Annotated in this window: 18 protein-coding genes; 8 read left to right on the forward strand and 10 right to left on the reverse strand. The window is 50.1% G+C overall.

Annotated elements, in window-relative coordinates:
* The first annotated feature begins 6 nt into the window (after positions 1-6).
* From gldE to recG, 4 genes are all read left to right on the forward strand, one after another.
* Entirely contained in the window at positions 7-1,377 is a 1,371-nt protein-coding gene (gldE, locus tag I2I11_RS18105; RefSeq protein WP_230680403.1) for a gliding motility-associated protein GldE, read from the forward strand.
* On the forward strand, positions 1,337-1,957 hold the full coding sequence (gene gldD, locus I2I11_RS18110) for a gliding motility lipoprotein GldD (protein ID WP_196269157.1): 621 nt from the start codon (positions 1,337-1,339) through the stop codon (positions 1,955-1,957). The genes gldE and gldD overlap by 41 nt, the downstream gene beginning before the upstream one ends.
* A gap of 109 nt (positions 1,958-2,066) precedes the next feature.
* A complete protein-coding gene (locus I2I11_RS18115) occupies positions 2,067-2,567 on the forward strand; it encodes a hypothetical protein (RefSeq protein WP_196269158.1) in 501 nt (166 codons plus the stop codon).
* 89 nt (positions 2,568-2,656) lie between these two features.
* Positions 2,657-4,756: an ATP-dependent DNA helicase RecG gene (gene recG / locus I2I11_RS18120; protein WP_196269159.1), complete on the forward strand. Its 2,100-nt coding sequence runs from the start codon at positions 2,657-2,659 to the stop codon at positions 4,754-4,756.
* Between the two features lie 133 nt (positions 4,757-4,889).
* On the opposite strand, the gene I2I11_RS18125 is transcribed toward recG, so the two are convergent.
* The 9 genes from I2I11_RS18125 to I2I11_RS18160 form a co-directional block, all read right to left on the reverse strand.
* Positions 4,890-5,615, reverse strand: a complete 726-nt coding sequence (locus tag I2I11_RS18125) for a glycosyltransferase family 2 protein (RefSeq protein ID WP_196269160.1) — start codon at positions 5,613-5,615, stop codon at positions 4,890-4,892.
* Between the two features lie 164 nt (positions 5,616-5,779).
* Positions 5,780-7,573 carry an acyl-CoA dehydrogenase family protein gene (locus I2I11_RS18130; RefSeq protein ID WP_196269161.1) on the reverse strand — a complete coding sequence of 598 codons (1,794 nt, stop codon included), beginning with the start codon at positions 7,571-7,573 and terminating at the stop codon, positions 5,780-5,782.
* 70 nt (positions 7,574-7,643) lie between these two features.
* Positions 7,644-7,970, reverse strand: coding sequence for a four helix bundle protein (locus I2I11_RS18135; RefSeq protein WP_196269162.1), 327 nt, complete (start codon positions 7,968-7,970; stop codon positions 7,644-7,646).
* Positions 7,971-8,007: 37 nt separating this feature from the next.
* A complete protein-coding gene (locus tag I2I11_RS18140) occupies positions 8,008-9,186 on the reverse strand; it encodes a thiolase family protein (RefSeq protein WP_196269163.1) in 1,179 nt (392 codons plus the stop codon).
* A gap of 253 nt (positions 9,187-9,439) precedes the next feature.
* Entirely contained in the window at positions 9,440-11,842 is a 2,403-nt protein-coding gene (locus tag I2I11_RS18145; RefSeq protein ID WP_196269164.1) for a 3-hydroxyacyl-CoA dehydrogenase/enoyl-CoA hydratase family protein, read from the reverse strand.
* Between the two features lie 25 nt (positions 11,843-11,867).
* Positions 11,868-12,302 carry a MarR family winged helix-turn-helix transcriptional regulator gene (locus tag I2I11_RS18150; protein WP_196269165.1) on the reverse strand — a complete coding sequence of 145 codons (435 nt, stop codon included), beginning with the start codon at positions 12,300-12,302 and terminating at the stop codon, positions 11,868-11,870.
* 255 nt (positions 12,303-12,557) lie between these two features.
* Positions 12,558-12,995, reverse strand: coding sequence for a hypothetical protein (locus I2I11_RS18155; protein WP_230680404.1), 438 nt, complete (start codon positions 12,993-12,995; stop codon positions 12,558-12,560).
* A gap of 6 nt (positions 12,996-13,001) precedes the next feature.
* Positions 13,002-13,187, reverse strand: coding sequence for a hypothetical protein (locus I2I11_RS21335; protein WP_230680405.1), 186 nt, complete (start codon positions 13,185-13,187; stop codon positions 13,002-13,004).
* A gap of 38 nt (positions 13,188-13,225) precedes the next feature.
* A complete protein-coding gene (locus tag I2I11_RS18160) occupies positions 13,226-14,992 on the reverse strand; it encodes an AMP-dependent synthetase/ligase (RefSeq protein WP_196269166.1) in 1,767 nt (588 codons plus the stop codon).
* 392 nt (positions 14,993-15,384) lie between these two features.
* Between I2I11_RS18160 and I2I11_RS18165 the strand changes: the two genes are divergently transcribed.
* From I2I11_RS18165 to I2I11_RS18175, 3 genes are all read left to right on the forward strand, one after another.
* A complete protein-coding gene (locus tag I2I11_RS18165) occupies positions 15,385-16,548 on the forward strand; it encodes a formimidoylglutamase (protein WP_196269167.1) in 1,164 nt (387 codons plus the stop codon).
* 149 nt (positions 16,549-16,697) lie between these two features.
* A complete protein-coding gene (locus I2I11_RS18170; RefSeq protein ID WP_196269168.1) occupies positions 16,698-16,955 on the forward strand; it encodes a cytochrome b5 domain-containing protein in 258 nt (85 codons plus the stop codon).
* Between the two features lie 68 nt (positions 16,956-17,023).
* Positions 17,024-17,887 carry a hypothetical protein gene (locus tag I2I11_RS18175; RefSeq protein WP_196269169.1) on the forward strand — a complete coding sequence of 288 codons (864 nt, stop codon included), beginning with the start codon at positions 17,024-17,026 and terminating at the stop codon, positions 17,885-17,887.
* Between the two features lie 248 nt (positions 17,888-18,135).
* Here the strand turns inward: I2I11_RS18175 and I2I11_RS18180 are convergent, their stop codons facing one another.
* Positions 18,136-19,224, reverse strand: coding sequence for a hypothetical protein (locus I2I11_RS18180; protein ID WP_196269170.1), 1,089 nt, complete (start codon positions 19,222-19,224; stop codon positions 18,136-18,138).
* A 249-nt stretch (positions 19,225-19,473) separates the two neighbouring features.
* Between I2I11_RS18180 and I2I11_RS18185 the strand changes: the two genes are divergently transcribed.
* A complete protein-coding gene (locus tag I2I11_RS18185; RefSeq protein WP_196269171.1) occupies positions 19,474-20,043 on the forward strand; it encodes a hypothetical protein in 570 nt (189 codons plus the stop codon).
* The last annotated feature ends 27 nt before the right edge of the window (positions 20,044-20,070 follow it).

Raw genomic sequence — 20,070 nt, forward strand, 5'->3', positions numbered from 1 at the left:
TTAATTTTGGAAAGTACAGATTCCGGCGACCCCCTGAGTTATAGTTTACTGCAATTACTCCAGAACGATTATACCTTACAAAGTATAGAATATCTGGCCGCTATACTTACGGGGTTCCTGCTTTTGCTGCTCTCTGCCCTCACTTCGGGGGCAGAGGCAGCTTTTTTCTCTCTCAGCGAGCAGGAGATAGCCCGGTGCCGCACAAGCACCCGCAAATCCGAGATGCTGGTATACAGCCTCCTGCAAAATCCACGTAAACTGCTTACCAACATCCTGGTGCTCAACAACGGCATCAACGTCAGCCTCATCATGCTGTTTGCGTATGTGGCCTGGCTGGTGTTCGGCACCAGGTCGTTGCCAGCCGCTATCATTGTTGGCGGCGCATTGTTGCTCACTTTTCTGATTGTATTCTGCGGCGAGGTGTTGCCCAAAGTATATGCCCAGAAAAAACGGCTCGATATAGCCCGGCGCACCGCCCCTTTCCTGCGGGCCCTGCAAACAATTACGAGCCCGCTCTCGCGGGTACTGATGGCAATCAGCGGCTACATCGAGAAGCATTACATGATCCGGGGCTACAACCATACCATCGAAGATCTGCACCACAGCCTGGACGTGGCCCTCACCAACGAGGAGTCATCGCCGGAGGAGCGGCGAATTTTGCGGGGTGTGGTTAACTTCGGCTCTATTACCGTAAGGCAGATCATGCGTCCCCGCGTGGACATGGAAGCTTTCAGCACGACGGCTACATTGCCGCAACTGCTGCCCCGCATTGTGCAGTGGGGTTATTCGCGCATTCCGGTATACACCGAAAGCACCGACAAAATTGAAGGTATACTTTACATCAAGGATTTATTGCCCCACCTGCACGAGGGCGAAAACTTTAACTGGCAGCAACTGATACGGCCGCCATTCTTTGTGCCCGAAACGCAGCGCATCTCCGATCTTTTCCAGAACTTTAAGGAAAAACATGTGCACATGGCCATTGTGGTGAATGAGTATGGCGCCACCTCCGGCCTGCTTACACTCGAGGATATTGTAGAAGAGATTGTAGGGGAGATTAACGATGAGTTTGATGACGACGATGACATTATCTACTCTCAACTCGATGAAAATACTTTTATATTTGACGGAAAGACTTCGCTGCACGACTTTTGTAAGATAACAGAAGCGCCTTTTGATGCCTTTAACGAAGTTAAAGGCGACAACGAAACAGTAGCCGGACTGATGCTGGCACTGTTCTCCCGCATTCCGCGGGCAGGCGAGCGCACTTCTTATGGCCGTTTCCATTTTACGGTCGAGTCGGCGGACTCAAAGCGCGTCAAACGGGTTAAGATAAATGTTGCTACTAAAAAAGAACAATATAACAAAGCTGGCTAAGCTGCAGGTATGGCTGTGGTTGGGTTTAGCGGCTGCTGTGGCCGCCTGCAGTGCCGAGTATACGCCCAAGCCCAAAGGCTACAACCGCATCGATTTGCCGCCTGCCGCCTACCAGCCGCTACCGGATCAGCATCCCTATACTTTCGAGTACTCTAAATATGCCAAAATCCGTCCGGATTCTTCGGGCATTGCGCAGCCGCACTGGATAAACATTATTTACCCCTCGCTGGGCGCAAATGTGCAGCTCACTTACAAAAGCATCGGCCATAGCGACAAAATGCTGAATGACCTGATTGAAGACTCCCGCAAGCTCACGTCCAAGCACCAGATAAAAGCCTATTCTATCGAAGAGTCAGAGATTAAGACGCCTGCCGGTGATATAGCTTCGGTATTTGAGCTGACCGGAGAAGTTCCCAGCCAGTTCCAGTTTTATGTAACCGACTCTACAGAGCACTTCCTGCGTGGCGCCTTATACTTTAAAACCGCCACTGCCAACGACTCGCTGGCCCCTGTGATCGAGTATGTAAAAAAGGACATCGTGCACCTGCTCAACACGCTGGAGTGGAAGGACAAGCAGTAGCTCCAAAGACCTCGCAGTGTGCGCAGTTCTGCGAGCGTCTGAATAGGATAGCTGTTATTGAGGCGCTGCAGCTTAAGCCTTTTAAGAAAGAGTAGCATCAAGCATAGGCATGAACAGTAAATACTTAAACTCAAGATATATAGTTCCTGCTGTTACAGCTTTGATATTGGTGTACATCTTGGTTCCAAAGTATGATTTCACCTATTACAAGCTTCCTCCTGAAGATACCTATGTCACCAAGGTAGAGTACAGCAGCATTTTTAAAGGAAACTATACTTATTTTACTGTAGGTAAGTACAATAAATGGGCAATTCCTAAAAGCTTTGTACATCCTGTTTATTCCGGGTGGACTGGTGCTTATGATGTCTTTCTTTCATCTACTAGCGGAAACATAAAAATATATGGGTTCAATGGTTATTTTGAGACCGCTAACCTAAGTAGCCACTTTAGTTTTGAAAAAGTTAGCACCGATCGGCAAGGATCGAAAGAATGGGCAAGTATGAAGGTCCGCCCCAGAAGTACATTTATGTATCTAGTGGCGATTAATGGAATAAGAGGTGGGTCTTATAGCCAATACTTCTTTTCAACAACCCACCGATACCAAATATAAAGCCCCGGCAGCATTTACTCCTGTCGGGGCTTTTGCTTATTTTTGCAATCTATACTTGCCATACTTTCACCCAGAGTAAACCAGAGGTCTTGAGCAACTTTTTCCATACAAAGCTGGAGTACCTGAAAGGCGTGGGGCCGATGCGCGCGGAGCTGTTACAGAAAGAGCTCAACATGTTCACCTACGGCGACCTCATCCAGCATTATCCGTTCCGCTACCTCGACCGCACACAGTTCTACAAAGTAGCCGAGTTGGACGAGAGCATGCCCTACGTGCAGGTGCGTGGCCGCATCAGGGGAAAAGAAGTGCTGGGCGAAGGACGCAAGCAACGCCTGGCAGCCACGCTGGTAGACGAGGACGGAGACCAACTGGAACTAGTATGGTTTAAGGGCGTGAAGTGGATGCAGAAAACGCTGAAAAACCACACCGATTACATCGTGTTTGGCAAGCCCACCGAATTTAACGGCCGTTATAGTATGGCGCACCCCGAGCTGGAAGAACTGGCGGAGGAGAAACAAACCACCGCTTTTCTGCAGCCCGTTTACCATACTACCGAAAAGCTAAAAGCGCACCGCATCGACAGCAAAGTCATCAGCAAGATGATGGAACATTTGCTGAAGGTGGCGCTGCCACAGGTGCAGGAAACCCTATCGGAAGAGCTGATTGACCACTACCGGCTGATGGACAAGCGCAATGCGCTGCGCAACATTCACTTCCCGGAGTCGGCGGAGAAGTATAAAGCGGCCACCTTCCGGCTCAAGTTTGAAGAGCTGTTTTACATACAGCTGCGCCTGTTCCGGCAGAAACTCGTGCGCAAAGCCGACCTGAAAGGGCAGGTGTTCAACCACGTGCCTACCCTCAACGAGTTCTACAAGAATCACCTCACCTTCGACCTTACCAACGCGCAGAAGCGCGTGGTAAAGGAAATATACGCTGACCTGACCTCGGGCAAGCAAATGAACCGGTTGCTGCAAGGCGATGTAGGTTCGGGCAAAACCATCGTCGCTTTTATCACCATGTTGATTGCGGCTGATAACGGCGCACAATCCGTGCTGATGGCCCCTACCGAAATTCTGGCTGACCAGCACTATGTGGGGCTGAAGAAATTTGCCGATAGCCTGGGCATCAACCTGGGCAAACTCACCGGCTCTACCAAAGCCAGCGAACGCAAAATACTGCACGAACAGCTGCGCTCCGGCGACATGAAAATGATTGTGGGCACGCACGCGCTGCTCGAAGATGTAGTTCAATTCCAGAACCTGGGACTCTGTATTGTGGACGAGCAGCACCGCTTCGGCGTGGAGCAACGCTCCAAGCTATGGCGCAAAAACCCGCGCATCATTCCGCATGTGCTCGTGATGACAGCGACGCCAATTCCGCGCACCCTGGCTATGACCCTGTATGGCGACCTGGATGTATCTGTGATAGACGAAATGCCAGCAGGACGTAAAGATATCATTACGGTGCATCGCTTCGATTCGCACCGCCTGCGCGTATTCCAGTTTATCCGGAATGAAGTGAAGTTGGGCCGCCAGGTATACATCGTGTATCCGCTGATTGAGGAATCGGAGCAGATGGAGAACTACAAAGACCTGATGGACGGCTACGAGAGCGTGAAACGGGCCTTTCCGGAGCTAAAGGTAAGTATGGTGCATGGCAAAATGAAGTCGCAGGACAAAGACTTTGAGATGCAGCGTTTCGTGAAGAATGAAACACAGATAATGGTAGCAACCACCGTAATTGAAGTTGGGGTGAACGTGCCCAATGCTTCGGTGATGGTGATAGAAAGTGCGGAACGCTTTGGACTGTCGCAACTGCACCAGTTGCGCGGGCGAGTGGGGCGTGGTGCGGAACAGAGCTACTGCATTCTGATGACAGGTTACAAACTGAGCAAAGACAGCAAAACACGCCTGGAGACGATGGTGCGCACCAACAACGGCTTCGAGATTGCCGACATCGACCTGAAACTACGCGGCCCCGGCGATTTGATGGGCACCCAGCAAAGCGGCGTACTGGATTTGCTCATTTCCGATCTGGCCAAAGATGCCCCTATCCTACAGGAAGCGCGGGCAGCGGCGCAGCGTGTTCTGGAAGCAGATCCGCAACTGGACCAGCCACCAAATGCCAATATCCTAAGGCATATTAAATCCCTGAGTGCGAATGCGGTAAACTGGAGCCGGATTAGCTAAGATCCTTGCTTTGCCAGCATAAGTTTACAGCAGACTTTATGGCAAAAGCACCTGCTAAATAAAAAGGCATGATTTCACGCGAAACCATGCCTTCCATACTATACACCTGGTGTTATACTTTCCTCACACAAGTCTATACCTGCAAATCAGAATACGTGTAGCTTGTCGTTTGCTGCCGTTCATGCCGCAATTTCCTGGTAAAAGAGGCGAGCTGCAGCATCATGTGCGAGAAACCTACATACGACACAATATCCACATACATTCTGAACTCCTGCAGGGAGCCGTCGATTACGCCCAGTTTATCTACTTTATAGGTGTTGATGGCCGACCAAGGGATCCAGCGCACTACCTTCCGGTGGCGCAGCATGTAACGGTTAATCGCCACTTCCAGCTGATAACACTTTATAGGCTCATACAGCGCCCTCTCCAAATCCTGTTTGCGGAGCAACCGCTCACCCGACAACAGAATGTCACTACGATACCACTTTACAAACCAGGGCGCGTTAATGCGCCGGAGTATAAGCATATTCACAGCATCGGCATGTAAAATATACGCTTCAATAGCTGCTTCGAGTTCTGCTTTGTTGATATCCTGCAAATCGGCATCCATCAGCAACACGTGCTTGCTCCTGACGTGTTTTAAACCATACTTTACAGCGGCTGCTTTTCCCGCATTTTGCGGTAGTCGCACAACCTCCACATCCGGCCAGTGCTGTTGTATAAAATCAGATGTTCCGTCCATAGAGCCATCGTCGATGCACAGCACCTGCGCAATCTGGTTTATTGTTGTAAGTACCTCCAGGACTGGTGCAATGCGCTCCCGCTCGTTATAAAAAGGGATCAAACAGGTTATATCCATACATCTATTTCTCTTATCAGGTAATGTTTGCTATCCTCTTACGTTAAAAAACAACATCTCTCCGGCTTCACTTTTAATTCCAGCTTCAAAATTACTACATCAAAAACTTAAAAGAGGCCATCTCTTCAAGAAATAGCCTCTTTTAAAGTATAATCGTTAAAAAGTTAATAAGCATATTCGTTTGCATCAATCAATTTCGCAGCAATGCGCCGGCGTGCTTCTTTGGTATTATACAGATCTTTTTTAGTAAAGCGCTTCAGGCCCATGAATAACAGGCGTTGCTCGTCGCCTTCGGCCATAGAGGCAATAGCTTCTTTACCGGCAATAAAAGCGATGTCTGCGGCATCATTCACGGTTACGCGGGCAATGTCTATTTCATTGGCCACCGCCGCTTCGCCCTTTATACTCACCAGTTTTTCTACCCGCAATAATGTTGATTCCGCCACATAGGTTTTAATGGCCATGTCGGCGATATTCATCAGAACTTCCTGTTCTTTGGCCAGCGAGTTCATATACTTTTGTACCGCAGTGCCCGCTACCAGCAAAATGGCTTTTTTGAGGTTACGGATGGCTTTATTCTCCGCGGCAAACAGGCCTTCTTCTTCAGCCCCGAAATCCGGAATGGCCATGAGTTCCTGCTGCACCGCCTGCGCGGGGCCCATCAAATCCAGCTCACCGTTCATGCCTTTTTTCAATACCATTTCCACAATCAGCATGCGGTTGATTTCGTTGGTACCTTCAAAGATACGGTTGATACGGGAGTCGCGGTAAGCGCGATCCATCGGGTAATCGGCCGAAAAGCCATAGCCGCCGTAGATCTGCACGCCTTCGTCTACCACGTAATCAAGCGCTTCAGAACCTTCTACTTTTAAGATGGCACACTCTACAGCAAACTCGCGAGCGGCACCCAAAAGCGCCTCGTTTTCGCCTTTGCCGGAAGCCAGCAAGGCCTGTTCCATGCGGTTTACATCCATACCGGCGCGGTACAGCGCAGATTCTATACCGAAAATACGGATAGCCTGCTCCGCCAGCTTGTGCCGGATAGCCCCGAACTTGGAGATAGGCAGCTTAAACTGGATGCGCTCGTTGGCATACTTAATCGACAGGTCGGCCACGTGCTTGGCAGCGCCCAACGTAGCTGCGCCCAGTTTAATACGGCCAATGTTCAGGATATTGAACGCAATCAAATGACCCTTGCCGATTTCGCCCAGCACGTTTTCTTTCGGCACCTGGCAATCAGAGAAAAATACCTGGCGCGTAGACGAACCTTTGATACCCATTTTATGCTCCTCGTTGCCGAGGCTCAGGCCCGGATACCCTTTCTCCACAATAAAGCCCGTGAACTTATCGCCATCTACCTGCGCAAATACGATGAACACATCAGCAAAACCCGCGTTGGTAATCCACATTTTCTGACCGTTCAGGATGTAGTGCGTACCGGCATCGTTCAGCACCGCTTTGGTTTTCGCGGCCAGTGCATCAGAACCGGAACCCGGCTCCGTGAGGCAGTAAGACGACATCCACTCACCACTTACCAGCTTTGGCAGGTATTTCTGCTTCTGCGCTTCGTTGCCGAAGTATAGGATAGGCAGTGTACCAATACCGGTGTGTGCCGCGAAAGCCACCGGAAACGAGTGGCCGCCCCCTACCGATTCCGTTACCAGCAAGGCCGTGTTAAAGTCCATGTTCAGGCCGCCATACTCTTCAGGTATGGACACGGCGAACAGGCCGAGTTCGCCTGCTTTTTTCATCAGGCTTTCCATCAGGCCTTCCTCGTGGTTGTCGAGGCGGTCGAGCAAAGGCATTACCTCGTCCTGCACAAAATCTTTGCAGGTCTGGGCCATCATGCGTTGCTCCTCGTTAAATTCGGCAGGTATAAATACGTCCTGCGGATTGGTTTCCTTTATCAGGAACTCACCACCTTTGATGGTAGCTGTTTGGTTGGTTGCGTTTTCCATTATTTTCAAGATTTTAGATGCTAGATTTTAGACCTTAGACCTTTTATCGATTAGAGTATTTCTAAAGCTGTTAATCATTTTCTGAATGGGGGTCTAACTGATTTAACAGCGTTGCCAATGTGTCATTCGTGATAAAACCGAAAGATTCGGCCAGGTATAGTTGTGTTTCCAATTCGAAGGCGGAGCCTAAAGCTATACTTAAGAATTGGGAGAACTCTTTTGATGAATTGCGTCCTGCCCCCTCAGCAATATTAGAAGGAATAGAAACTGCAGAGCGATTGATTTGAGATGTTAGACCATATTTCTCGTTTGCAGGAAACTGCGCTGTCGTTTTGTAAACCAGCTTTGCAAGCTCCATTGAACGTTGCCATATTTTCAATTCCTTGAAATTATGCATGACAAAAGTCTAACATCTAATATCTAACGTCTAATATCTATTTCAACAACTCATAAACCCCCGCTACCCCTTGTCCGCCGCCGACGCAGGCGGTTACCAGGCCATAACTGCCACCGGTGCGGCGCAGGTCATGGAACATTTGAATGCTGAGTTTGGCGCCGGAACAGCCCAGCGGGTGGCCAAGCGCGATGGCGCCGCCGCTGATGTTCAGCTTGTCAGGATTGAAGTTGAGGTGGCGCATTACCGCGATAGACTGGGCAGCAAAGGCTTCGTTCATTTCAATCAGGTCGATGTCGTTGAGGGTCATACCAGCCATTTTGAGGGCTTTCGGCACAGCGGCAATCGGGCCCATACCCATAATGCGCGGGTCAACGCCACCGGTTCCGTAGCTAACAAGGCGCGCAATAGGCTCCAGGTTCAGCTCTTTTACCATGCGCTCGCTCATCACTATAACAAAGGCTGCACCATCGGAAGTTTGCGACGAGTTACCGGCCGTTACGGTGCCACCGGCAGCAAACACCGGCTTCAGGCGGGCCAACGCCTCCATCGAGGTATCGGCACGCGGACCTTCATCAGTATCGACTACGTACGTCTTCGTTTTCTTTTTGCTGTTTTCATCCAGGTAAGTTTCCTCTACGGTTATCGGCACAATCTGCTCTTTAAAGTAGCCGTTGCGGATAGCGTTGATGGCTTTCTGGTGCGATTTGAAAGCAAACTCGTCCTGGTCTTCACGTGAAACATTATAGTCTGCTGCCACTGCTTCGGCAGTCAGGCCCATGCTCAGGTACCAGTCCGGGTTCTCTTTAGCGATTTTATAGTTCGGCGCTGTTTTCCAGCCAGCCGTTGGTACCAGCGACATCGATTCGGTGCCACCCGCGATGATGCAGTCGGCCATACCGGCCGAGATGCGGTTGGCGGCAATGGCAATAGTTTCGAGACCGGAGCCGCAATAGCGGTTCACGGTCATGCCGCTCACCGACATGGGCAGCGCCAGCAACGAAATCATGCGGCCAATTTGCAGCCCCTGCTCCGCTTCGGGTACCGCGTTTCCGACAATCAGGTCATCTACCCGTACAGGGTCCAGCGCCGGCACGGTGCTCAGTAAATATTTGATAACATCCGCAGCCAAGTCATCCGGCCGGGTAAACCGGAATCCGCCACGGCCTGCTTTGCCCACAGCGCTACGAAATCCGGCTACGATATATGCATTGTTCATATCTTAATTGCTAAATTGTTACATGGTTGATTGCTGCTGCAAATCGCCCTATTTTATCCCCTCGTAGGGACAGGTCGCGACCTGTCCGCGCATAGGCCGGGCTATAAAACACCGCAGCAAGTATAGCAAAGGACTGCCATTTGAAAGTATAAGAGACTGCCAATCCCCGAATCCTGAGAATCCTAATTCAGACAAAACCCGGTGCACGATTCGGACAGGTCGCGACCTGTCCCTACGAGGGTGCTTACTCCGCTTAATTCCGCAGCGGCTTGCCGGTGGTCAGGATGCTTTGGATGCGCTCCAGCGTTTTGCGCTCGCCGGTCAGCGACAGGAAGGCCTCCCGCTCCAGGTCCAGCAAATACTGCTCGCTTACTTCGGTAGGCGAGGATAAATCGCCGCCGCACATCACCCAAGCCAGTTTGTGCGAAATTTTCTTGTCGTGCTCCGAAATATAGCGGCCCGAGTACATGGCGTTCGCACCCGTCAGGAACATGCCCAACGCGCCTTTGCCCTGCACTTTGATGTTGGTCTTTCGCACCGGCTGGGTATAGCCTTCTTCGGCCAGAAGGATGGCCTGCGCTTTGGCATCGGCAATCAGGCGGTTGCTGTTGATGGTGATGCCATCGCTTTTGCGCAGATAGCCCAAATCCTGTGCTTCTTTGGCCGAGGTAGATACTTTGGCCATACCGATGTTGAGGTACACATTTTTGAGTGTGTTATACTCGATGTCGCCTTCCTCGTAGCTTTCCGATGCACGCAACGTCATTTCTTTGGTTCCACCACCGCCGGGAATCAGGCCGACGCCAAACTCCACCAGGCCCATGTAGGTTTCGGCCGCCGCCTGCACATGGTCGCAATGCAGGTTTATTTCACAGCCACCACCTAGCGCCAGGCCGTGCGGTGCACCTACTACCGGAATGGCCGAGTAGCGCATGCGCATCATGGTGTCCTGGAACTGCTTAATCATGAAGTTGATTTCGTCGTACTCCTGCTCCAGCGCATACATGTAAACCAGCGCCAGGTTCGCGCCCGCCGAGAAGTTGGCCGCATCGTTGCCCAGCACCACGCCCCGGAAATCCTTTTCAGCCAGTTCGATGCCTTTGTTGAGGCCGGCAACCAGGTCGCCGCCCATGGTGTTCATTTTGGTATGGAACTCAATGTTCAGGATGCCGTCGCCGAGGTCAATCAGGCTGGCGCCGCTGTTCTTCCACACTGTTTTGCTGCCGCGCAGGTTATCCAGTATGATAAAGTTCTCAGCGCCCGGTATGGCTTTGTATTCTTGGGTTTGAATGTCGTAATAGCGGCGGGTGCCGTTCTCTACAATGTAAAAGGACTCTTTGCCGCTGTTGAGCATTTCCTCAACCCACGCGGCCGGTTTGTAGCCGTTTTCCAGCATGCGCTGCACGCCTTCGCGGGCACCAATGGCATCCCAGTACTCAAACGGACCCAGCTCCCAGCCAAATCCGGCACGCAGGGCATCATCTATTCTGTAGAGCTCATCTGAGATTTCGGGAATGCGGTTGCTCACGTACTGGAACAGGCCGAAAAGCGTTTCGTTGAAGAATTGCGCGGCTTTGTCGGTTTGCTGCGAGAAAACTTTGATGCGCTTGCGCAGGTCGTCAATAGGTTTTAGTACTTCGAAGCTCTGGAACTTCACCTTCTGCTTCGGCCCATACTCCATCGTGTTCAGGTCGAGCGTCAGGATTTCGGTTTTGCCTTTGGCGTCTTTGGTCTTTTTGTAGAAACCCTGCCCGGTTTTATCGCCCAGCCATTTGTTCTCCACCATCTGCTGCACGTAGTTCGGGATTTTAAATAACTCCCGCGACTCGTCCTGCTCACCTGCCTGGTAGAGGCCATTCGCAACATTCACGGTCGTATCCAAACCCACCACATCCAGTGTGCGGAACGTAGCCGACTTCGGACGCCCCACCATTGGGCCGGTGATTCTGTCCACCTCGTCTATACTTAAACCGGTTTTCTCCATGGCCGCCAGCGTCTGCATAATGCCGTAAATGCCCACGCGGTTCGCAATAAAGGCGGGCGTGTCTTTGGCCAGCACGGTGGTTTTTCCTAAGTATAAATCGCCGTAGTGCATCAGGAAATTCACTACTTCCTTGTCCGTGTCCAGTGTTGGAATGATTTCCAGGAGCTTGAGGTAGCGCGGCGGGTTGAAAAAGTGCGTGCCGCAGAAATGCTTTTTAAAGTCATCGGAGCGGCCATCGAGCATCAGGTGAATCGGGATGCCGGAAGTGTTAGAGGTAATAAGGGTGCCCGGTTTGCGGAACTGCTCTACCTGGTCGTACACCAGCTTTTTTATCTTCAGGTTCTCCACCACTACTTCTATCGTCCAGTCGGCAGTGGCGATGTCCTTCATGTTATCGTCGAAGTTGCCTGTCTGGATAAGGTGCGCGTCGGATTTGCGGTAGAGCGGCGAAGGGTTCGAATTGATGGCGGCCTGCAGGTGCCCGTTCACCAGGCGGTTGCGCACGGCTTTGCTTTCCAGCGTCAGGCCTTTTTTCTCTTCCTCGGGCAACAGCTCTTTGGGTACAATGTCGAGCAACAGCACCTGCACGCCGATGTTGGCAAACACGCAGGCAATGCGCGAGCCCATCACCCCGGATCCAAGCACCGCTACTTTTTTAATGATTCTTTTCATAGAATAGCTATGGTTGTCTATGGTTTTAAAAGATTTCTTTGTTTTCTATCATGCCCTGGATGCGGCCGCATACCTTAAAGAACACATCCAGTTCTTCCTGCGGTATCTGCTGGCGCACTTTGTTGTTAAAATGCTTCACCGTCAGCCGCGACACCTCTTTTTTCTCCAGCCCTTTTTCCGTCAGAAAGATGCGCACCAGGCGCTTGTCGCGGTCATCGGATACTTTGTAGATAAGCCCCTGTTCTTCCATACTTTTGAGGATACGGGTGAGACTGCGCGCTTCCAGGCCCAGCAAGGGTGCAATTTTGGTGGCAGGCGTCCCGTTTTCCTGGTCGATGTTGAGCAACACAAACCCGATGGAGGTGGTAATATCGTTCTTGGCCGCCTCGGTGTTATACATCCGCGCGATGGCGTGCCAACATACTTTAAAGTTATAGTCTACTGTTTCTTCCGGCTTCATGCACTGGTGTTGGTGTATACCAAATATAGGAAAAATATGTTATGCTTGCATACTACTTTGTGAAATATTTTAGCTGCATGCATACTTGTAGTACGTGAGATGTTGAAATATGTAGGAGGGTAAAAAGCAAGTATAGGCGCGCAGGGGATGAAAGTATAGCCAAACAAAAAGCCCCTGCCAGACCGGAGGGGCTTTTTGTTTGGCTGCGTTTACTTTTACAAATAGGTCAGGACTGGTGTCCTATACTTTTCAACATTAAAAAGGGCTCTTTTCAACTTTCATCCCTTTTTCAAGCACAAAGATATTCTTATCAAGTTGCATCGGTTTAATATCCACAGCAACGCTTTCGTATACAAACTGTTTGTTCTCAATAATTGATTTCAACGGTAAAGCTTTGGCTAAAGACACATACGCAGACCAGTTGCCAAACTTATGGCGGGCAAAAAGTTGGGGGTCTAACGCTAATTGTGAATTAAAATAATACTTCTGTAGTCCTGACTTACAAGTAAGAACAAGTTCATCACATGTATAGCCTAATACTTCTGCTACTCCTTTATTGATTTTTACCTCTAAAACTTCATCATCCGTCTGGCCTGCATCCATCCAATAAACTGACTCTGAACTCGCCATTTTGTTATAAATCCTATTTTCACTCTCATTATACAACTGCCACTGAAACAAAGCGCCGTTCATAACGGATTAATAGCTTCCCGCTTTATAAAAGTATTCCTGCGTAGTGCCCAGCATCGCCACTAACTCTTCATCTGTCATACCCGGCGCCTTACTTTTGTATGCAGTTTTATAAACTATCTTTCCTTCAAACCCCTGGCTGTAGGCAGTGAAAGAAATAAGGATTACAAGTAAGAATGGAAGAATAATCTTCATGGGCTTAGTTAATTTTGTTTTAGTTAAACTTGAGCAACTTAATGCTTATACATGCTTTCAATCACATCCTTGTAATTGGCATTGATGACCTTGCGTTTTACTTTGAGGGTAGGCGTGAGCTCGCCGCTTTCTACAGTCCACATGTTAGGAATGAGCTTGAACTTCTTGATGGTTTCATACTGGGCCAGCCCTTCGTTGGTCTTAATAATCTCTCTGTGATATTTCTCCAACACGTCGGGGTTCTCAAGCATTTCGGCATCAGTGGTATAAGCAATGCCTTTGTGTGCTGCCCAGTCACGCAGGCCCACGAACGAGGGCACGATAAGCGCTGCGGCATACTTTTCGCCCGAGCCCACGACCATCGCCTGCTCTACCACTACCGATTCTTTCAGCTTGTTTTCAATCGGCTGGGGCGCCACATACTTACCGCCGGAGGTCTTGAACATTTCTTTTTTGCGGTCGGTAATCTTGAGGTATTTGCCCTCTACCATCTCGCCGATATCGCCGGTATGGAACCAGCCCTCTGCGTCGATAGCTTCGGCAGTTAGCTCTGGTTTGTTATAGTAGCCTTTCATCACATGCGGCCCACGGGTCAGCACTTCGCCATCCGTCTCCGCTATTTTTACCTCCACGCCATCAATCGGCAGGCCTACGGTGCCAATCATGTTGTTCTCCGGCTCAAAGCGGTTTACCGTAATTACAGGCGATGTTTCGGTTAAGCCATAGCCTTCCATTACGCGGATATTAGCCGACCAGAACACGCGCGCCAGCCGTGGCTGCAACGCTGCACCACCGGATACAATGGTAATCACGTTTCCGCCCAGCGCCTCGCGCCATTTACTGAAAATGAGTTTGTTGGCCAGCGCCAACTGCTGGTTATACCACCAACCCTGGTCTGTTTGTGTGTCATACTTCAGGCCCAACTCCAGCGCCCAGAAAAACAGCTTGCGTTTGGCGCCTGTCAGCTCCATGCCGGTAGCTACAATCTTGTCGTATATTTTCTCGAGTAAGCGCGGCACGGTGGTAAACAGGTGCGGCTTCACTTCTTTCAGGTTATCGGCTACCTTTTCTATACTTTCGGCATAGTAAATAGACACGCCAATGCGGAAGTATAAGTACAGCAACATGCGCTCGAACACGTGGCAGAGCGGCAGAAAACTGAGCGCCCGGTGCGTTTCGTTTACCGGCACATAAGGCATCGTACCCTGCACGTTGCTCACCAGATTGTTATGCGTTAGCATCACCCCTTTGGGATTGCCGGTAGTACCCGAAGTATAGATAATCGTCAGGATATCGTCGGGCTGCACGGCGGCTTTCAGTGGCTCCAGTTGCTGCGCGTTTTCATCCTTACTTAGTTCCAGCACTTCTTTCCAATGCTTTGCGCCATCCACCTCATCAAAGGTATAAATGGCCTGCACGCTGTCCATACCTTTAGTGGCAGCCGCTACTTTTTTATAAAGGCTTTTATCAGATACAAAGATGGCTTTCACCGCTGCATCGCTGAAAATATAACGGTAATCTTCCTCCGTAATAGTAGGATACATCGGCACACTGATAGCCCCTATCTGCTGAATACCAAAATCAACCAGCACCCACTCAGGACGGTTAAACGAAATAATAGCCACCTTGTCATTCTTTCCTACGCCTGTTTTCAGCAGCCCAAGGCTTACCTTATTGGCATAATCCTGCACATCCTGGGTGCTATACTTTACCCAGCTGCCATTTATCTTAGCCGCCAGGCAATCGGGCTGCGGATAGTTCTGTAGCTGATAGGGCAGCAAATCAAACGTACGGCTGATATTCATACTTATAGGTTCAAGAGGGTGGTGAGATACGCTTTTAGTAAAAAGGCAAAGCTGGATTTATACTTCAATCATTTTATAATGTAAAAGAACAGAGTATCAGGACGTCAGACACAAGCCTTGCTAAGCATAATTAATAATTAATCCTGCCTTTTGCCTTCCCCGGTTCTGTCGCCCTGAAAGTAGAAAAACCATTACTTTATGCCGCGTTCAGAAATGTTACGGCCATTTAAACGCATTTTAACCATTTTTTTCATATTCTGCCAGACAGACTGGTATAAATATTTGGCACAAATTATATTCAGCATACGGTGCGCAACAAATCACGATCGTGGCCTGCTGAAATCTTTATTGCTGCCGTATTTTTATTATTTTTGATTTCGAGACAACGCCACATGAACCTTGCGATATTTTTTGAGCCCCTGAATGAGGATGTATTCGCCACCTTTAACAAGCCGCGCACACTGGGCGCCTATACCAGTCGCTTTGTAAGCAAGCTCCCGGACTGGCGCGGGGCCGACATTGCCCTGATAGGTATAAACGAAACCCGCGGCCGCCACACGGCAGCACTGGAGCCGGAAGAAAGCCTGGCCCCGGCGCGTGCTGTGCGGGAAAAACTCTACAGCCTGACCAAAGGTGCGGGTCGCTGCCAGCTAGTGGACCTTGGCAACTTGCGCCCCGGCATTACGCTGGAAGATACCTGCCTGCGCCTGAAAGAAATAGTGGAAATACTGATTTCGCACAATACCATTCCCGTGATTATCGGTGGCTCGCATGATTTGGAGTATGGCCAGTACCTGGGCTACGAACACCTGAACCGCGCCGTGAACATGGTAACCGTAGACAGCAGCGTGGACATGACCGAAGACACCGATGCCGCGCCCAACAGAAAGCAGCTGCGCCAGATTCTGATGCACGAACCCAATTACCTGTTTAGCCTGGGCCAGATAGGTTATCAGTCGTATCTGGTAGAACCGGAGGTGATGGCAACATTGGAAAAGCTGCACTTTGAAGCGTTCAGGGTAGGTGAAGTGCACCGCAATTTGCAGGAGATGGAGCCGGTGGTGCGCGTAGCCGATCTGCTGACTTTCGATATTTCAGCCATCCGCCACCAGGATGCGCCGGGCTATGAACCGGCTAACCCGTTTGGCCTGACGGGCGAGGAAGCCTGCCAGCTTTGCTGGTATGCGGGTCTGAACGACAACCTGACCTCGCTGGGTATTTACGAATATCAGCCGGAACAGGATGAGCGCAACATCACGGCCATGACCATTGCCACGATGATCTGGTATTTTATTGAGGGCTTTTACCACCGCAAAAATGAGCTAAATTTCAGCAGCAGGCAATTTACCCGGTATGCCGTGGCGTTTCATGACAACCCAAACCGTATGGTTTTTTATAAAAGCAAACAGAGCGAAAAATGGTGGATGGAGGTAGAGCCGCTATCGGCCGGCGACAAAGGCAGCCGCGTAATACCCTGTAGCTACGAAGATTACCTGCAGGCCACCAAAGGCGAAGTGCCTAACCGCTGGATTCTGACACAGGCGCGGATTGGCTGACCTGAAGATTTTTAAATTTGAAGATGTGGAAATTTGCAGATGCAGCGTTTAAACCAATTCTTTTGAATGTATGATAAGATATTAAGCTGTTTTATCATGCCTGATCCTGTTTCATCTCTACATTTTCTCACCTCCAAATCTTCAAATGCATGAACCTACCTGAATACACGCTACAGCAGTTGGCGCTGCGCAATGGCCAGGACAGGGAGGAGATTTGGATTGCGTACCAGGGCGTGATCTATGATGTAAGAAAGTCAAGGTTGTGGCGCAACGGTCGCCATTACGAGCATTGGGCAGGCCAGGACCTGACAGCGGAGCTACAGGATGCGCCGCACAACGCCAACGTGTTCGACAAATTTGAGGCAGTCGGCCTTGTAAAGCACCACTTAAACAAAAACAAAGTATAAAGAAAGGACATGCCGCTTGCCTCTTTACGGAGCAATGCATAACCAGATACTCAAACCATAGCATACTTATGATTCTAATAGCTGATAGTGGCGCCACAAAAACAGACTGGCGCCTGATGAACGCCGATGGCGTGCTGGAGCAGGTTTATACGGCCGGCATCAATCCGCAGTACCTGGACGCAGACCAGATTTACACCATTTTCGAAGATGAGCTTCTCCCGAATTTAAAAGAGAAGAACCCCGGCGTTGTTTATTACTATGGTGCCGGCTGCAGTTCCCCCGACCGGAACCTGCGCGTAGAACAGGCGCTGCAAAAAGCCTTTCCCAATAGCCCGGCGCATGTAGACCATGACCTGCTGGCGGCAGCACGTGCCCTCTGCGGCCATGCGCCCGGCATTGCCTGCATCTTGGGTACCGGTTCTAACTCCTGTCTCTATGATGGGCAGAACATCACAGACAACGTGCCTTCGCTGGGCTTCCTGATGGGTGACGAAGGAAGCGGCGCTTACCTGGGCAAAATGCTTATCAGAGCTTACCTCTACCGCGAATTGCCGGATGAACTGGCCAACTCACTGAAAAACACATACAACCTGACCAAAAACAGCATTCTGGACGCGGTATATTATTCTGATATGCCCAGCACGTATCTGGCTACTTTTGCTAAGTTCTGTCATGACAAGCGCAAGAACCCGGTTATACATGCCATGATCTATGAAAACTTTTCAGAATTTTTTGAGCGCCATGTCAGCAAGTATGAGGGCTTTACCGAACTGCCCATACATTTTGTGGGCTCCATTGCTTACCACTTCTCAGACACACTACAACAGGTAGCCAAAAAGTATGGCGCTCATCTGGGCAAAGTAATTACCAGCCCGAGCGAAGGCCTTATTCAGTATCATCAGGAATTGTTAGCTACTACTGGCGAAAAGTAAGCTATTTTAAGGTAAAACCTGAGCGCATTCTCTTCCGGATACACAGGCCAGCTTAAATACTTATATCTGCCGAAGTAAGCGATGTGGATGTTTGCAGATAAGATAGTTAACCAAAACATCAAAGACGCATACTGCCGTTTTAAAATGACAGTATGCGTCTTTGATGTTTCAGAGATATCTGCACTTGAAAAAGAGCGCTTCGGCTTCGTGTTCATGCATCTGCAATCTCCTGAAAGGCTCCATCAGAATTATTCCGGCACAACCAGCCTTTGCATCAGTACCGAAGCTGCCTCGCTGCTGGGCGCGTAGTAATCCGCTACCGACCATGTATAGTCGAGTTTAAAACGATTGTCGTTGAGATTATAAAGCACTTTTTTCCGGTAATCTTCCAGTGCCTCCAGTCCCAGCGCCTTGCGCTGCGCATCTACCCGCTGCTGTTCTGCTTCGCTCCTGCTTTCCAGCAGGTACCGGCCCAGGTACTTTGGCTTCTTTTTATCTTCCTGGCAGGCGCTGCAGTTAACCCGCACAAAAGCTTTGGAGCCATACGTGCTCCTGCCCGCCTGCTGCTCCAGCAGGTAAGCGGCTGCCTGCGGCGCCAGTTGCCCGTGGTGCACGGCGTCGCGTAGTATAGGAGAAAAATCGTACCCTTTGCGTGCTTTCGTTTGCCGCTGAATTACGATGGTAAAGCGCGGCAACTGCTCCAGCGTATCCGCCACACCTATCAGGTCTTCACCGGGGTAGCCATACTGTTCCACCCAATCCAATAACAGCTGCACATTGGCCGCCTCTATTTTCCGGATTGTGTCGCCGTATACGCGCAGACCGCCTTCCGCCTGCCTGAAGTATTGATCGCGGGCATACAACTCATCTAAATTGGCGCGCAAATCCGGCTTAACATGTTCCTCATAGGCACGCCGTCGCTTTTTATACTTCCTCCTAAACTTTTTCCAGTGCCTGGTACCAGCCAGCGAATCCAGCAAGGGCTGCTGCGCCAGATACTCGAGGCTCACTCCTTTTTCTACCAGTTTCTCCAGGTATTCGTAAGTTTGCTTCTCGTTTTGTAGCAGCAGGGCACATATGGCCGCGTTGTAATAATCGCGGGCAAAGGGCGAGGGCACGGCGGCAAAGGCATACTGGTAAGCATTCAGTGCGGCAGCATAATCCTGCTCTATTATACTTAACTCCGCCTCGTTGATAACCGGGTAGTAATCTGTTACATAATCCGGGGCTGCCGCGGCGGGGGCAGCATTTAATAGAATAAGGCAAAAGCCCAGTAGCAGCGACAACAAATAGCGCCGCCGGGGAGCAGAAAGGGTGTTGAAAGAGTGTGAAAACATGGTGCAAAACTAATACGCTGCAAGTATAACGAATATCTAAGCGATAAAATGTGTGGCGGGTGCAAAGCATTTCGCCAATGCCGGCCATCTCCCATACTTCAAAAGCAGCCTTTCCAGCGGAACAGTTTGCCCCTACCGGCTGTTTTGGGAAGATAATAAGCGTTTTTCAGGTGAAAGGCGCCAACTTTACAATAGCTTCAGAGTACAGCAAAATTAAGGCTGTTGCCACCTTCTCCAGACAGAACTTTTATGCATACGATAGAACCTTTTTATAACTGGCTTGAGCACTACGAGGCATCCGAAGATCCCCGCTCACCGCTTTATGGCGCCGAGAACAGCCTCACGCAATATACCAACACCATTTATGGTTACTACATTCATCCGCAGTGGGACGATATAGAATCGGAGACACTGTTCCTGAAAATCCTGTTCACCGACTATGACCTGCGCTTTACGGTGATAGAGTTTATGGGCGAATGGAACGATGCGCTGCACAACGACATCATGATGCTGAAACGCAATATCATCGATCCACTGCTGCACGAAGGCATCAAGCACTTTATACTTGTCGGCGAAAACGTTTTCAACTTCCACGGCTCCGAAGACGACTATTACGAAGAGTGGTTTGAAGACGTGGAAGACGGCTGGATAGCGGCCCTCAACTTCCGGGACTTTGTGCTGGACGAGATGCGCAACTATAACCTGGATTCTTACCTGAACTATGGCGGCACCCTCGACGATATCCACTGGCGTACTTTCACTCCCAAACGCCTGTTTGGCCTGGTAAACAGTATGATTCAGAAGCGGCTGGGGCCATAAAATAAAAGAGCCTGGCTTGCGCCAGGC

The sequence above is a fragment of the Pontibacter rufus genome (assembly GCF_015694705.1).
Taxonomy (GTDB): domain Bacteria; phylum Bacteroidota; class Bacteroidia; order Cytophagales; family Hymenobacteraceae; genus Pontibacter; species Pontibacter rufus.